The sequence below is a fragment of the Candidatus Woesearchaeota archaeon genome, assembly GCA_020854775.1.
Lineage (GTDB): Archaea > Nanobdellota > Nanobdellia > Woesearchaeales > 21-14-0-10-32-9 > 21-14-0-10-32-9.
Genome location: JAHKLZ010000009.1, coordinates 35,696 through 49,740 on the forward strand (window position 1 = coordinate 35,696; position 14,045 = coordinate 49,740).

Sequence of the window (14,045 nt, forward strand, 5' to 3'; positions counted from 1 at the left end):
AAATGAATGAGTTAAAATCAAAGAACTTCGTAATGCTTAAAGATATTCGTGATTTAAGCCCTGACGTAGATGTTAGTAGTGATTTTTCTAAGGGTGTTATTAGTTCTTCTTTGACTACTAAGACATTCAATGAATTAAATGTTTTGAAGATTTTAGAGTTGAAAGATTCTTCTCATTTAACATTGAATGTTAAAAAAAATACTAATTTTGAATTAGCTATATTAATGGCTTCTGATGATAAATCATTAGTTGTTGAAGCTTTTTTAGAAGAGAATTCTTTTGCAAGAATTATTTGTTTTTCTAATAAGAAATCTTTGGTTAAGCATAATTCTGTTTGTGAGAAAAATTCTAGGTTTGAAGCAGTTAATTTTTCTACTAATGAATTAGTGGCTGATTCTGTTTCTCGTTTGAAAGACGACGCGTCTTGTTTAATTATTAACAGTTATTTGAATAAAGGTGTCGATTCTAATATTAAGGATAAGGTTATTCATGTTGGTGAGAATAATTCTTCTTTAATAAGTTCTAGGTCTTATTTATTAAATTCTAAGAGTGATTCTCGTGGCTTAATCAGGATTGAGCCTTCTGCTTTTAATGCTCAAGGTTTTCAAGAGTCTAATTCTTTGATTGAGGGTGATTCAAGATTTATTTCTGTTCCCGACTTAGAAATTCTTAATAACGAGGTTAAATGTAGTCATGGTTCTACTATTTCTAGGATTAAAGATGAGGATTTGTTTTATTTTGAGTCAAGAGGGATATCTAAAGATGAAGCTAGAAAAATGCTAATTAGCGGTCACGTTTTAGGTGTTCTTCCTTCTTCTCAGATTAAAGATTTTGCGAATGATTTATTAATTGATTTTTTAAGAGGGGTTAGTTCATGAAAAAAGATTTTCCGTTGTTAAAAAATATTGCTTATTTAGATAACGCAGCCACCACTCAGAAACCTATTTGTGTAATTAATAAAGTAATTAGTTTTTATGAAAATAGTAATGCTAATCCTCATCGCGGAATTTATGATTTGGCTGTTAAAGCAACTGATGAATTAGAGAATTCTAGGAATATCATATCTGATTTTATTGGTGCTTCTGTTGATGAAGTTTTCTTTGTTAAAAACGCGACTGATGGTTTTAATTATTTGGCTAATTCTTACAAGATTTTATTAAATAATTTTTCTTCAGATAAAAAAGGTAATATTGTAACAACAATAATGGAGCATCATAGTAATTTTGTTCCTTGGTTAAAATTATGTGAGTTTGTCAATCTTGATTTTAAAGTTGCTAATCACATTGATGTTGAAGAAAAAATTGTTGAGTTAGTTGATGAAAATACTAAGATTGTTTCTTTTACTTTGATGTCTAATGTATCAGGTAAAATTATTGATGCTAAAAAATTAATTAAAAAAATAAGACTTAAGAATGATTCTTGCGTAATAATAATTGATGCTGCTCAAGGAATTGCTCATCAAGAAATTAATGTTAAAGATTTAGATTGTGATTTCTTGGTTTTTTCAGGTCATAAAATTTATGGTCCTTTAGGTGTTGGAGTAGTTTATGGTAAAAAGTATTTGCTTGAATCTTTATTTCCTTCTAGTTTCGGTGGTGGAATGGTTCTTGATTATAAGAATAAAGAATTTTCGTTTCAAGAAATTCCTCACAGGTTCGAATCTGGTTCTTTAGATGTTGCTAGTATTTCTGGTTTGGGAGAAGCAATAAAATATTTTTCTAATATAAAAGATAAGTTCGTTATTGAAAATAAATTAAAAGAATTCGCTTTATCTGAATTAAGAAAAATTGAGGGTTTAAGAATTATAGGTCATGATTCTGATGATTATGGTCCTGTTATTAGTTTCATAATAGAAGGAATTCATACTCATGACTTGGCTACTGTTGCTGATTCGTTTAATGTTTGTATAAGAGCAGGTCATCATTGTGCTAAGCCTTACTTGGACGCTCTTGGTTTCGACGCTGTTTCTAGGGTTAGTTTAGCTTTTTATAATGATGTTGAAGACATCGTGAAATTAATTGACGCTATTAAGAAAGCAAAGGTGATATTCAAATGAGTGATTTGTATCGTCAAATAATACTTGAACATTATAAGAATCCTTTGAATAAAGGTAAGTTGTTAAATCCTACTGTTACTATACTTGATTCTAATCCTTTATGCGGAGATAACATAGAGTTATTTTTGTTAATAAAAAATGATGTGTTAAAAGATATTTCTTTTGAAGGAAAGGGTTGTGCTTTGAGTATTGCTTCAGCATCTATTTTATCTGAGCATGTTAAAAACAAAAATATTAATGAAATAAAAAATATGACTAGGGAAGATGTTTATGCTCTTCTAGGTATTGATGTTTCTCCTGCTAGGAATAAGTGTGTTATGCTTGCTCTTAGCGCGATTAAAAAAAGTATTTTTAATTACGAAAAAATTAAAGGTGATTGAATGGTTAAAGATGAAAATGTTGTTAATCAAGAATTGTTGGTTGTTAAGGACTTATTTGTCTCTATGAGTTCTGATTCTGGTAAAGAAATAATAAAAAATGTTTCTTTTAATGTTAATAAGGGTGAAACAGTTGTTATTATTGGTCCTAATGGTTCTGGTAAAAGCACTATTGCTAAGGCTCTTACTGGTTTTCCTGGTTTAAATATTAAAGGCGACGTTATTTTTAATGATGAGATTCTTTTTGATTTAAGTCCTACTGAGCGTTCTAGGAAAGGTTTGTTTATGTCTTTTCAGAGTCCTGTTGAGATTCAAGGTGTTACTTTGTCTAATTTTTTAAGAACTGCTATTAATGCTAGAAGACCTAAGGATAATAAAATAAATCTTAGGGATTTTGTTTCATTGTTAAATGAAGCTATGGCTTCTTTGAATATTCCTAAGGAATTTGCTCATAGGGATTTAAACCATGGTCTTAGTGGTGGTGAAAAAAAGAAAGCTGAGATGCTTCAATTATTCATGCTTAATCCTGTTTTGGCTATTCTTGACGAGACTGATTCGGGTTTGGATGTTGATGCTTTAAAAGAAGTTTGTTTAGGTATTAATAAGTTAAAAGAGTTAAATCCTGATCTTGGTTTAATAGTGATTACTCATTATAAGAGGATGCTTGATTATTTAAATCCTGATAAAGTATTAGTTCTTGTTAATGGTGAGATAAAGAAGCGAGGCGGTGAGGAACTTGTTCATTTAATTGAAGAAAAAGGTTTTGAGGTGTTTAAATGATTGATTTTTCTAAAATAAAAATAAGAAGACCTAAGGATTTAAGGTTCTCTTCAGCGGGCATTCCTCTTAGTACGCCTGTGAGAAATACTGGTGAAGGTGTAAAGCATGTGCGCAGTCTTGGTCTTGGGGGTATGGAATTAGAATTTGTTCATTCTGTTAATCTTAATCAGGAAGCGGCTTTATCAGTGGGTAAAATCGCTGATGAACACGACGTTGTTTTGTCCGCGCATGGTTCTTATTATATAAATTTGAATGCTTTGGAGCCTCAAAAAGTTGGTGCTAGTAAGTCAAGGATTCTTGAAGCTGCAAAGATTGCTAGGTTGGCTGGTGCGTTTAGTGTTACTTTTCATCCTGCTTTTTATTTGAAGGATTCTAAAGAAATTGTTTATAACAATGTAAGAACTCAGCTTCAAAAAATAGTTCAGGAATTAAAAGACAAGGGTAATGATATAACTATAAGTCCTGAGACTACGGGTAAGGGTACTCAGTTTGGTGATTTAAAAGAGCTTGTTAGTCTTAGTGCTGAAGTTGATCAAGTTAGACCTTGTATTGATTTTGCTCATCTTCATGCTCGTTCTGTTGGTAAGTATAATTCTTTAGAAGAGTTTCGTTCAGTGTTATCTATTGTAGAGGATGGTTTGGGTAGGGAAGCACTTGATAATATGCATATGCACGTTGCGGGTATTGCGTATGGTGATAAGGGTGAGAAGCATCATTTAATACTTGAAGATTCAGATTTAAAATATGATGCTTTATTGAGGGCTTTAAAAGAATTTAAAGTGAAGGGTTCTTTGGTTTGTGAAAGTCCTAACATAGAAGGTGATGCTTTACTTTTGAAAAAAACGTATGAGTCAATAAAATAATGAGGGGAAAAAATGGATACTTTAAGCACGGTTAATAAAAATAAGGATCAAGTAGAGCAACATTTTAGTTGGGATGATATTGTTTTGATTATTAACAAATTTGTTCCTGTATTTAAAGATAAAAAATATGATTTTATTTTTGGTATTCCTAGAGGTGGTTTAATAATTGCTACTTTATTAAGTTATAAGTTGAATGTTCCTTTAGTTCTTGACGAATCTAAGCTTCCTAGTCTTAGCAATGTTTTAGTAGTTGATGATATAGCTGATACAGGTAATACTTTGTCTAAATATGAATCTCTTGGTTTTGATTCTTTCACCATTTTTTATAAGGATAAATCAATTGTTAAGCCTGCTTTTTTTGGTGAAGTAAAACTTGATGAAACTTGGATTGTTTTTCCGTGGGAGGTTGATTAAAATGATTAAAAGAGTCATAATTATTCATGGTTGGGGAGCTACTCCTGAGTCTGATTGGTTTCCTTTTTTGAAAAAAGAATTGTTAAAAAAAGGTTACGAGGTTGAAGTTCCTGAAATGCCTAATACTGATGAGCCTAATATTAGTGAGTGGGTTTCTGAGCTTGATAAGTTAAAGCCTGATGAGTTCACTATTTTAGTAGGTCATTCTGTTGGTTGTAGAACCATTCTTAATTATTTAAAAAATAATAATATCAAAGTAAAAAAAGTGATTTTGGTTGCGCCTTGGTTAAATATTAACTTAGAGGTTCTTGATAATGAAGAAAAAGAAATTGTTAAGCCTTGGATTAATGATTATTTGGTTCTTGATGATTTAAGAAAAAAGTCGAGTTTTGTTGTTGTTCATTCTTTGAATGATCCTTTTTCTTTTAAGGAAGATATTGAAGAATTATTAATTTCTTTGAATGCTGAAGAAGTTAATTTAGGAAATAAAGGTCATATTAACGCGGAGGATGGCAAAATTGATTTGCCTGAGATTTTAAAGTTTTTTTAAATTGCATGGAGGTGTAATAAAATGGAAGAATTGCCTGAATTAGGATATGAGTATGATGCTTTGAAGCCTTATATTGATGAGGAAACGATGAGGATTCATCATTCTAAGCATCATCAAGCATACGTTGATAAGTACAACGCAGCTGTTAAAGGAACTGAATTTGAGGATGTTCCTGTGGATGATGTTTTGAAGGATTTAGACAAATTGCCTGGTGAGATTAAGCAGGCTGTTATTAATAATGGTGGGGGTCATTCTAATCATAAGTTGTTTTGGTCCTTGTTGAAAAAAGATGTTTCTATGCCTGAGGAGCTTAAAGAATTATTGATTGAAAATTTTAGTAGTGTTGAGAATTTTAAGGAATTATTTAAAGAAGCTGCTCTTACTCAGTTTGGTTCTGGTTGGGCTTGGCTCGTTAAGGATGGTGATTTCCTTAAAATTTTAAAAACTCAGAATCAAGACACCCCTTTAAGTCAGGGTTTGAAGCCTTTATTAACTATTGATGTCTGGGAGCACGCATATTATTTAATGTATCAAAACAGGCGTCCTGAATACGTTGAAAACTTTTTTAACGTCGTGAATTGGGAAGAAGTTCTTAGAAGACTCGAAGAATAAATTTTTTTTTTTGTTTTTTTGTTTTTTTTTTCAAAACATTTTTATTGTTTGCTTTTTAATTATTTTTTTTAATTATGATTTTTTTTTTGGATTGGAGGTTGTTAATATGAAATTAAGTGTGAAAAAAGATTTGGATGCGTCCAAGAAATTGTTAGTTCTTGGTTTTTTTAGTGATGATAAAGATTATTATAAAGATTTGAATTCTTTGGTTCATCAAAAAATTGTTAGTGCTTTAAATAATAAGACGTTTAATGAAAAAATTGGTAGTACTATTAGGTTAATGATTAATGATTCTGTTTATGATGAAGTATTGGTTGTTTCTCTTGGTTCTTCTAATGATTTAAGCTCTGAAGTTGTTAGGCGAGCTTTGAGTAGAGGGGTTAATCATTGTAAATCTTTAAGGATTAAGGGTTTTACTACTAACATAGCTGATTTGGTTCGTGTTAAGAATTTAGAAGTTAACAAGATTGGTTTGGCTTGTGGTGAATCAGTTGTTCTTAGCAGTTATGTATTTAACAAGTATTCTTCTAAGGCTAAAGATAATGTTGATTTAGATGAGGTTGTTTTTTCTTGGTCTGATTCTAAGTCTTTAAAGAAGTTCTCCGATTTTTTAAACAAAGGTAGCATGATAGGTGAATCTACTAATTTCGCGAAGAACTTAGTTAATGAGCCTGCTTGTGTTGCTAGTCCTGCTTATATTGAGTCTGAAGCTAAAAAACTCGCGAAAAATTCTTCTTTGTCTTTGAAGGTTTTTCAAAAGAAGGATTTAGAAAAGCTAGGTATGAACTTGATTTTGAATGTTGGTAAAGGTAGTGATTTTGCGCCGAGACTTCTCGTCTTAGAATATAAAGGAGGAAGTAATTCTTCGAGTCACGTATTAGTTGGTAAAGGTATTACTTTTGATTCTGGTGGTTATAATATTAAACCTACAGGTTATATTGAAGATATGAAGCAAGACATGGCTGGTGCAGCTGCAGTTCTTGGAACTTTTAGGGCTTTAACTTTGTTAAAACCTAAGATTTCGGTTTCAGCAATTATTCCTTTGGCTGAGAACATGATTTCTAATAATGCTTACAGACCAGGAGATATTATTAAGTCGCATAATGGTAAATCCGTTGAGATTCTTAACACGGACGCTGAGGGTCGTTTAATATTAGCGGATGCTTTGAGTTATGCTACTAAGAAGTACAAAGGTGCTTGTTTTATTGATATTGCTACTCTTACAGGGGCTGCTGGTTTCGTAACGGGTCATTTAGCTACGCCTATGATTGGTAATAATAATAAGTTATTAGATGATTTGAAAGTTGCTGGTTTAGAGAGCTTTGATCGTGTTTGGGAGCTTCCTTTTTTTGAGGATTATCATGAATGGATGGATTCTGATGTCGCTGATTATTCTAATATTTCTAAGAAGTTTGATAGGTCCGCAGGCGTAATTACTGGTGGTGTGTTTTTATCTAAGTTCGTTGGGGATGAAAAGTGGGTTCATCTTGATATTGGTGGAACTGCTTATTTGAAGGAGCCTATTTTTTATAATCAGAAATACGCGTCAGGTGCTGGTGTTAGACTTTTAACGTATCTTCTTAATAAATTTTAATTTTTTTTATTTTTTTAGAATTTCGTTAATTATTTTTTGTACGTCTTTGTGTGTTTCTGCTATTATTAATTTTTCAGGATACTCTTTTTTTAGTCTTTCCACGAGTTTTTCTTGTTCGTGATGTTCAAATCGTATTAATACGCAGTTTATTCCTTTTTTTAAGAAGTCTTCTATGTTCTTAGGATCATCTTCTATAAAACAAATTACTTCGTGATTTTTGTACTTGTTTATTATTTCTTCGTAAGCTCTTATTTTTTTCTTTTCAAAAAATATTTCTTTAAGACCTACTTCGTTTTTTAAGTTCCATTCTTGAGTCGTAGACGTTATTTCTTTATATAATTCAGGTTCTTTTTTTGCGTGTATTCCTCTAGCAGTTATGCCTATTATTATTAATTCAGGATGTCTTTTTTTTAATTCTTTGTTCATATCTATTATTTCTTGTATTCGTCCAGTTTTGTAATGCGTGCTTTTTCTGAAATCTTCAAATGTAGAAAAAAGCAACGATTCAAGTTCTATGAAGTCATCTTTCTCGTATATGCTGGCATTTCTTTCCAGTATTATTTTTTTTGTTTTCTCTATTTTTTCTTTGTACTTATCATTCAACAACTCAACGTGTTCCTTTATACAATTACCATTTTTTTGTTCCATCAAGAAATAATCTATTAAGTAAGGCATCTTTGTTTCTAAGAATTTATTCATCAATTCTTCAGTTATAAGTCCTTGTTCAAACAAGTACTCAACGTGTTTCTCTTTGAAAGGATAAGAGACATTATCTATGTCTTGAAGTATTATTTTAGCCATTCTTATTCTTTGCTTTCAAGATATTTTTCTACTTGCATAGCTGCCATGCATCCGCTTCCCGCAGCTGTTATTGCTTGTCTGAATCTTATGTCTTGCACGTCTCCTGCTCCGAAAACACCTTTAAGATTAGTATTCATATCCCTATCTGTTTTCAAATATCCTTTTTCATCCAAATCAATTTTATCTTTGAATATATTCGTGTTAGGAATATGACCTAGAGCTAAGAATACACCGTCACATTTTATCTCTGTTATTTCTCCTGTTTGTGTATCTTTTAATTTCGCGCCTGTAACTCCTTGTTCATCTCCTAGTATTTCATGTATTTCTTTATTCCAAATAACATCTGTTTTAGGATTCTTAAAGAAACGATCCTGCATTATTTTGCTAGCTCTGAATTCATCCCTTCTATGTATGACTGTTACTTTATTTGCAAATTTTGTTAAGAAATTTGATTCTTCCATCGCTGAGTCTCCTCCTCCAACTACTAAGACTTCTTTTCCTCTGTAAAAGAATCCGTCGCAAGTAGCGCAAGTTCCAACACCGCGTCCTTTGTATCTTTTTTCTGATTCTATACCTAACCAACGAGCACTCGCACCCGTGGCTATTATTAATGATTCGGTTATTAATTCTTCTTTGTTACTCAATGTTATTTTATAATTTCCTTCGTGTTCTTCAAATTTAGTAGCTATTTCTTCTTTGAATCTCGCACCGAATTTTTCTGCTTGAGCTTTTGCTTTCTCTGTTAACTCAAGTCCTTGCACTCCTTCAGGGAATCCTGGGAAATTCTCTACTTCCGTAGTCATTGTGAGTTGTCCTCCACTTTGAGGGCCTGATATTACTAAAGGTGAGAGTGTTGCTCTCGCCGCGTATATAGCCGCGGTTAGTCCTGCGATTCCATTTCCTAATATTATGACTTTTTCCATCTTATTTCCTCTTATTATTCTCAAATCATTATTTAATTTATATGTCTTAGTATTTGTCTTTGTTTTATATTGTTTTTGGATGATTTATCTTATTAGTTGTTTTTTTGAGATAGTGTTTTAAATAAAAAATATTTATATAATTGATTGTCTTTCTCTATTCAATGATTGCTTGGATTTGTGATAGTTGCGGAGCTATGAATAAACAAGAAGAAAAACCTGTTTCTTGTCTTCTTTGTAATAGAAGAAGTAGTTTTACTCAAGTAGACGTAGTTGAAAAAAAAGATGAAGCTTCTGTTAAGTACGAAGAAGCTTTGAATAAATTAGAAGAATACGAAGAAGGCACTCCTAAAAGGAAGTTAGGGGATTATTCTTGTTCTTGTTCAAAAAAAGATTAAGAGGTGTTTTATGAAAAAATATGGTGATTCAATAGGGAGAGTTTATTTGTATTTGTTTTCAATGTTAGGATTAGTATTAGTTGTTATAGGAACTACTGGTTTAATTAATCTTGGTTTAAAAATTTGGATTTTTGATGTGACTGATCCTTGGTCTGCTCAGCCTCCTGCTCCTTATTGGAGTAACAGAATAGACGTTCTTACTTCTTGTGATGACTTATCCGAACAAGATAAAGTTTTAATGAATCAATGGCTTAAAGAGTATGAATCTTGGGAAGCTAATTCATCTGCGAGATATAAATCTTATCAAAATAATGAATCAGCTGCTAGGAATTTAGCATTATTATTAGTTGGAATTCCTTTGTTCTTGTTTCATTGGGGCTTAGTAAGAAAATCTAAAAAATAATCCTTTTTTTTTAAGGTATGTGAGTTATTATGTTTGATAAATCATCATTATTTATTATTATACTTGCTACTTTTTTTAATTCTTTAGATGTGGAATTAAAAGCTATGCTTAAACCAACTTCTTTGAAAGCTTCTAAGTCTTTCTCACTGTCTCCTATGTATATTACTTCTTTAGTGGATATTCTTAGATTAGAACATAATTTTCTTATTATTTCAGCTTTTTTCTCGTTGCCAGCTCCTATTGGCCAAAGAAATTCTCCAGACACTTTTTCATTTTTTATTATTAATTCATTAGCAAACAAGTAATCAACGCCATGATCTCTTTGTACTCTTCTAGCAACATCTATGCTAGACGCGCTTATTATCGCGGTTAAATATCCTTTTTTCTTCACATGATTAAAACGCTTCTTTAACACCTGGTAAATACTCTAAAGAATTAACTAATTCGTAATAAGGACTCGCGTCTCTTCCTTTCCATAATTTAACCACTACTTCTTCGACTAATTTATCGTAATCGCTATGTAAATATTGCTTTGTGAGTTCTGTTCCTTCTTTTAGTGTTCCAAATTTTTTGTGGAGTTCCATCCAGAAATTCATGTACTTAAATATTACTTCGTCCATATCGAAACAAACAAGTTTGTAAGTCATAATTTATTCATGTTGTGTTGTTTTTATAAATTTTTTTGAATAAATTATTTTTTTCTTTTAAGAATTAAATAAGTTATTATTGTTCCTAACGCGAAGAAAATTATTGAAGCTTCAGGTTTAGACGTTTTTGTTATTTCTATGATTGGCTTAGTGATTGCTCCTAGCATTAAACAAGATAAGAATGCCATTGTTTCATTATGATATTTTTTTAACAAATGATGTATTGCTCTGCTAAAAATACCTAATCCTGCTAGTGCACCTAATAAAAATGTTGATATCGTAAAATAATCATTGTGTATGTTTCTTAAAGCGGTTATCATGAATTCATAACCTCCTAATAATAAGAGGATTAGAGCTCCTGATATTCCAGGTAGTATCATCGCAGTAATTGTTATTGTTCCTAAGAAAAATGTTTGTACGTAACTAAATTCGTGTCCCGCTGTAGGAGTTATTATAGAAAGTATAACTCCTAATAATAAGCCTAGTATTCCTATAATGAATGTGTTTGTTGTTGTAACATTGTTTTTGATTAAATAAACACTAGCTATTAGTATTATTCCTGTTATTATTCCTAGTGTTTGAGCAAAATAATTATTAAGAAAATAACTCAACACTATCACGCTGATAATTATTCCTGTTATTACACCTATGACTAAGATTATTAAGAATTCTTTGTTTAGTTCTCGCCATGTTTTTTTTATTTTTTTCTTGTTAACAAAAATTATTGATTGTATTAATTTATAGAAATTATTTATTTCCTGTATTAATTCTTTGTATATGCCTGTTACTAGGGCCATGGTTCCTCCTGATATTCCAGGAACTAAGTCAAATAAACCCATGAGTGCTCCTTTCAAAAATAATAATGTTCTAGTTAAGACATTATTTTGTTGTTTCTTCATCTTTTCTTTACTTTTTTCTTTTTTGTTTTAAACTTTTCTAATTTTTTGGTTTCTTAATCAAAAAATTTATATTGTTCAACATTAAAAGTAATACTATGAAGACTTATGATGACTTAGCAAAATTCTATTTTAAGAGGCGTCAAGATAAAAAAAGGTTTGATTATAACAGAGACATAGAGGTTCCTGCTCTTATAAAAATGATTGGTCCGATCCGTGGAAAATCAGTTCTTGATATTGGTTGTGGATTCGGTGATCATGCGCTTTATTTGTCTAAGAAGAACCCTAAGAAATTTGTTGGCTTCGATTTGAGCAAGGAACTTATAAGCTTGGCTAAGCAATTAAAAATTAAGAATTCTGAGTTCTTCGTTGCTGATATGAATAATAAGTTTAAATTTAAAGACAGTAGTTTCGACGTGGTCTTCTCAGCTTTAGCTATTCATTACGCTTTGAATTTAGATAAACTATTCAAAGAAGTTAATCGCGTTTTGAAAAAGAAAGGAGTGTTTGTTTTCTCTACTGGGCATCCTATTTTTAATCTTCTTAATCAATCAGAGAATAGCTTAATAGGTGTTCGTAAAACCTCGGGTAAAAGATTAATTTTTGGTAATTACTTTGATGAATCTTTCAAGATTAACGATCTTGGTTCCATGGGTAAATTAGTTCTTCGTAATTTCACTTTTGAAACTCTTATTAAAACAGCTCTCAAATCAGGATTTGAATTAGTTGATTACGTAGATGCTAAACCTGTTGTTTCCTCTAAAAAAATTGATTCTGACAAGTACAGATTAACCAACACGCTTCCTAGCTTTATTCTATTCAAATTTAAAAAGAAATAATTTTTATGGTCGGACCCATTTGACTTCCCAATAAGTAACATCGGATTCATCCAACGGTTGCGTCCGTTGACACCGCGCTGGTGTTCGGGCTTTGCCTCACACCGTAATTTTTTATGGTCGGACCCATTTGACTTCCCAATAAGTAACATCGGATTCGTCATCTACTACTGCTAACATTAATCTTTTCTTTGTAGAATGCGCGACTCTGTTCTTCGCTGCGAATTCATACCAAGTAAGAGTTGTTCCTTCATGCACAGGATAAACAACCCATCTGGCGTGATCTTCTCCTGGTTTTACTCCTCTATCATATATTCTGAAATCCGCTCCGAATTTCAGAGCTGTTTTAACTATGTATCCTCTAGTTCTCATATCTTTAAAAACAGCGTATCTAACCCAGAAATTAGGTTCTATTTTGTTTGCTTTTTTGAAGTATTCTTGGAAACTCATTTCTTTTTTTCTATAATCTAGAACTTCCACTCTATTCTTTTCCATCAAGTACAAAGCTTCATGTAAACTTAGTTGTACTTGTCCATTCTCTAGAATTGAACCGAATCTGCTATGATTATATAATTCTCGGGCTTCGTTACTATTTTCTGTCACGATTCTTTCATTTGAAAAAACTGATTTTATCTTGGGTTTTCTCTTTGATTTTTCTTCTTCTTGTTCTTCGCGTTCTATGCCTTCTAATTCGTAAGTGACATTACTAATAAAGTTCTCTTCTTGTTCTTCTTTCTTCGCAGGTTTTTTCTTTGCCATTATTCTTCGTTAAATCTCTTTGTTTTATAAAAGTTGCTTTAAATATTAAGAATTATTTTTTGTAGTTCTCTAACTCTATGGTTTGTGTTGGAAAAGCGAATCCTATTTTTGCCTTTTCAAATTCTTCATACAGATTCATATTAACACTTTCTTGGATATCCATGTATTGATTATAATCGCTACTCTTCACGTAATAAACCACTTCGTAATTCAAACTAAAATCACCGAATTCTTTGAAGTGAACTCTGTCAAGGTCTGCTCCTTCAATTTTTTCAAATATCTTATTAACTATTCCTTTAATCTTTGCTAACTTAACCTTACCAGTATCGTACTTCACGCCGAAGCCAAACACGATTCTTCGCTTCTCCATTTGCTTATAATTATTAACTCTTGAATTAACTAATTCAGTGTTTGACATAACTAATTCTTGACCTTGCAAAGCTTGAATCCTCGTAGATTTTATACCTATGTGTTTCACAACGCCCATATCGCTTCCTACGATTATGAAATCTCCTTCTTTGAAAGGCTTATCAAAATAAATAATAAAAGCTCCAAATAAATCTGCAAGAACTGATTGTAACGCTAAAGCAATAGCTATACCTCCAATACCTAAACTAGCTATCAAAGGCGTAATTTCTATTCCTGCATTAGAAAGAATCATTAACAAAGCAATAGTCCAAATAGCTATCTTTGCAAGTAATCCTAACAAATTCATCAAGGAAGCAGAACTCTTAGATTTCTTATCTTTATTCTCTGCAATTTTTATCTCAATGAAATGATTAATGGCTTTAGATATTCCTTTAGCAACATAGAAACCAGCAAATACAATAGTTGCGTGATAAATTATTTTACTTATTAAAGGTAAAACTGTTAAGTACTGAGAAGCTATGTATACTGAGAGCAAGAAATAAAAGAACCACTTAATTTCTTTTATGAAATCAATAACTAAATCATCCCATTCAGTTTTTGTTTTCTTTGCTAATTTTTCTAACTTATTAAGTAAATAATAATTGAATAGTTTAAATAAAGCAAAAACAATTATGAAAATAGCAGTAGCTACTACGTAGTCTTGCACGGTGTTGTTCCACCAATTCAAAGATAGTATTTCGCCCAAATCAAAATTCATATACTCGGGTAAT

General features: G+C 31.3%; 19 protein-coding genes. 12 read left to right on the top strand and 7 right to left on the bottom strand.

What is annotated here, in order from left to right; all coding sequences use genetic code 11:
• The first annotated feature begins 2 nt into the window (after positions 1 to 2).
• From KO361_02890 to KO361_02930, 9 genes are all read left to right on the top strand, one after another.
• Complete coding sequence (locus KO361_02890; protein ID MCC7574514.1) at positions 3 to 878, top strand: SufD family Fe-S cluster assembly protein; 876 nt, start codon at positions 3 to 5, stop codon at positions 876 to 878.
• On the top strand, positions 875 to 2,056 hold the full coding sequence (locus tag KO361_02895) for an aminotransferase class V-fold PLP-dependent enzyme (protein ID MCC7574515.1): 1,182 nt from the start codon (positions 875 to 877) through the stop codon (positions 2,054 to 2,056). The genes KO361_02890 and KO361_02895 overlap by 4 nt, the downstream gene beginning before the upstream one ends.
• Positions 2,053 to 2,436: an SUF system NifU family Fe-S cluster assembly protein gene (locus KO361_02900; protein ID MCC7574516.1), complete on the top strand. Its 384-nt coding sequence runs from the start codon at positions 2,053 to 2,055 to the stop codon at positions 2,434 to 2,436. Before KO361_02895 ends, KO361_02900 begins: the two co-directional genes overlap by 4 nt.
• Positions 2,437 to 3,213 (top strand): Fe-S cluster assembly ATPase SufC, encoded by a 777-nt coding sequence (sufC, locus tag KO361_02905; protein ID MCC7574517.1) that lies wholly within the window; start codon positions 2,437 to 2,439, stop codon positions 3,211 to 3,213.
• Positions 3,210 to 4,076, top strand: a complete 867-nt coding sequence (locus KO361_02910) for a TIM barrel protein (protein ID MCC7574518.1) — start codon at positions 3,210 to 3,212, stop codon at positions 4,074 to 4,076. Before sufC ends, KO361_02910 begins: the two co-directional genes overlap by 4 nt.
• Before the next feature lie 12 nt (positions 4,077 to 4,088).
• On the top strand, positions 4,089 to 4,490 hold the full coding sequence (locus tag KO361_02915) for a hypothetical protein (protein MCC7574519.1): 402 nt from the start codon (positions 4,089 to 4,091) through the stop codon (positions 4,488 to 4,490).
• A 1-nt stretch (position 4,491) separates the two neighbouring features.
• Entirely contained in the window at positions 4,492 to 5,040 is a 549-nt protein-coding gene (locus KO361_02920; GenBank protein MCC7574520.1) for an alpha/beta fold hydrolase, read from the top strand.
• A gap of 21 nt (positions 5,041 to 5,061) precedes the next feature.
• Positions 5,062 to 5,652 (top strand): superoxide dismutase, encoded by a 591-nt coding sequence (locus tag KO361_02925; protein ID MCC7574521.1) that lies wholly within the window; start codon positions 5,062 to 5,064, stop codon positions 5,650 to 5,652.
• Positions 5,653 to 5,758: 106 nt separating this feature from the next.
• Positions 5,759 to 7,246 carry a leucyl aminopeptidase gene (locus KO361_02930; GenBank protein MCC7574522.1) on the top strand — a complete coding sequence of 496 codons (1,488 nt, stop codon included), beginning with the start codon at positions 5,759 to 5,761 and terminating at the stop codon, positions 7,244 to 7,246.
• 6 nt (positions 7,247 to 7,252) lie between these two features.
• Here KO361_02930 and KO361_02935 read toward each other — a convergent pair whose 3' ends face one another.
• Positions 7,253 to 8,047 carry a hypothetical protein gene (locus KO361_02935; GenBank protein ID MCC7574523.1) on the bottom strand — a complete coding sequence of 265 codons (795 nt, stop codon included), beginning with the start codon at positions 8,045 to 8,047 and terminating at the stop codon, positions 7,253 to 7,255.
• Between the two features lie 2 nt (positions 8,048 to 8,049).
• Positions 8,050 to 8,970, bottom strand: coding sequence for a thioredoxin-disulfide reductase (trxB, locus tag KO361_02940; GenBank protein ID MCC7574524.1), 921 nt, complete (start codon positions 8,968 to 8,970; stop codon positions 8,050 to 8,052).
• A gap of 161 nt (positions 8,971 to 9,131) precedes the next feature.
• Between trxB and KO361_02945 the strand changes: the two genes are divergently transcribed.
• Both KO361_02945 and KO361_02950 read left to right on the top strand, forming a co-directional pair.
• On the top strand, positions 9,132 to 9,365 hold the full coding sequence (locus KO361_02945) for a hypothetical protein (protein MCC7574525.1): 234 nt from the start codon (positions 9,132 to 9,134) through the stop codon (positions 9,363 to 9,365).
• 10 nt (positions 9,366 to 9,375) lie between these two features.
• Positions 9,376 to 9,768: a hypothetical protein gene (locus KO361_02950; protein MCC7574526.1), complete on the top strand. Its 393-nt coding sequence runs from the start codon at positions 9,376 to 9,378 to the stop codon at positions 9,766 to 9,768.
• 10 nt (positions 9,769 to 9,778) lie between these two features.
• On the opposite strand, the gene KO361_02955 is transcribed toward KO361_02950, so the two are convergent.
• Genes KO361_02955 through KO361_02965 form a run of 3 tightly spaced genes read right to left on the bottom strand, consistent with a single transcriptional unit; the run spans position 9,779 to position 11,314 of the window.
• Entirely contained in the window at positions 9,779 to 10,159 is a 381-nt protein-coding gene (locus KO361_02955) for an HAD-IB family phosphatase (GenBank protein ID MCC7574527.1), read from the bottom strand.
• Between the two features lie 4 nt (positions 10,160 to 10,163).
• A complete protein-coding gene (locus KO361_02960) occupies positions 10,164 to 10,415 on the bottom strand; it encodes a hypothetical protein (GenBank protein ID MCC7574528.1) in 252 nt (83 codons plus the stop codon).
• Between the two features lie 44 nt (positions 10,416 to 10,459).
• Entirely contained in the window at positions 10,460 to 11,314 is an 855-nt protein-coding gene (locus KO361_02965) for a DUF368 domain-containing protein (GenBank protein ID MCC7574529.1), read from the bottom strand.
• 95 nt (positions 11,315 to 11,409) lie between these two features.
• Here KO361_02965 and KO361_02970 point away from each other — a divergent pair, with 95 nt between their 5' ends.
• Positions 11,410 to 12,150, top strand: a complete 741-nt coding sequence (locus tag KO361_02970) for a class I SAM-dependent methyltransferase (GenBank protein MCC7574530.1) — start codon at positions 11,410 to 11,412, stop codon at positions 12,148 to 12,150.
• Positions 12,151 to 12,261: 111 nt separating this feature from the next.
• Here the strand turns inward: KO361_02970 and endA are convergent, their stop codons facing one another.
• Both endA and KO361_02980 read right to left on the bottom strand, forming a co-directional pair.
• Positions 12,262 to 12,906, bottom strand: coding sequence for a tRNA-intron lyase (gene endA / locus KO361_02975; GenBank protein MCC7574531.1), 645 nt, complete (start codon positions 12,904 to 12,906; stop codon positions 12,262 to 12,264).
• Between the two features lie 52 nt (positions 12,907 to 12,958).
• Complete coding sequence (locus KO361_02980; protein MCC7574532.1) at positions 12,959 to 14,032, bottom strand: mechanosensitive ion channel family protein; 1,074 nt, start codon at positions 14,030 to 14,032, stop codon at positions 12,959 to 12,961.
• Positions 14,033 to 14,045 lie beyond the last annotated feature (13 nt).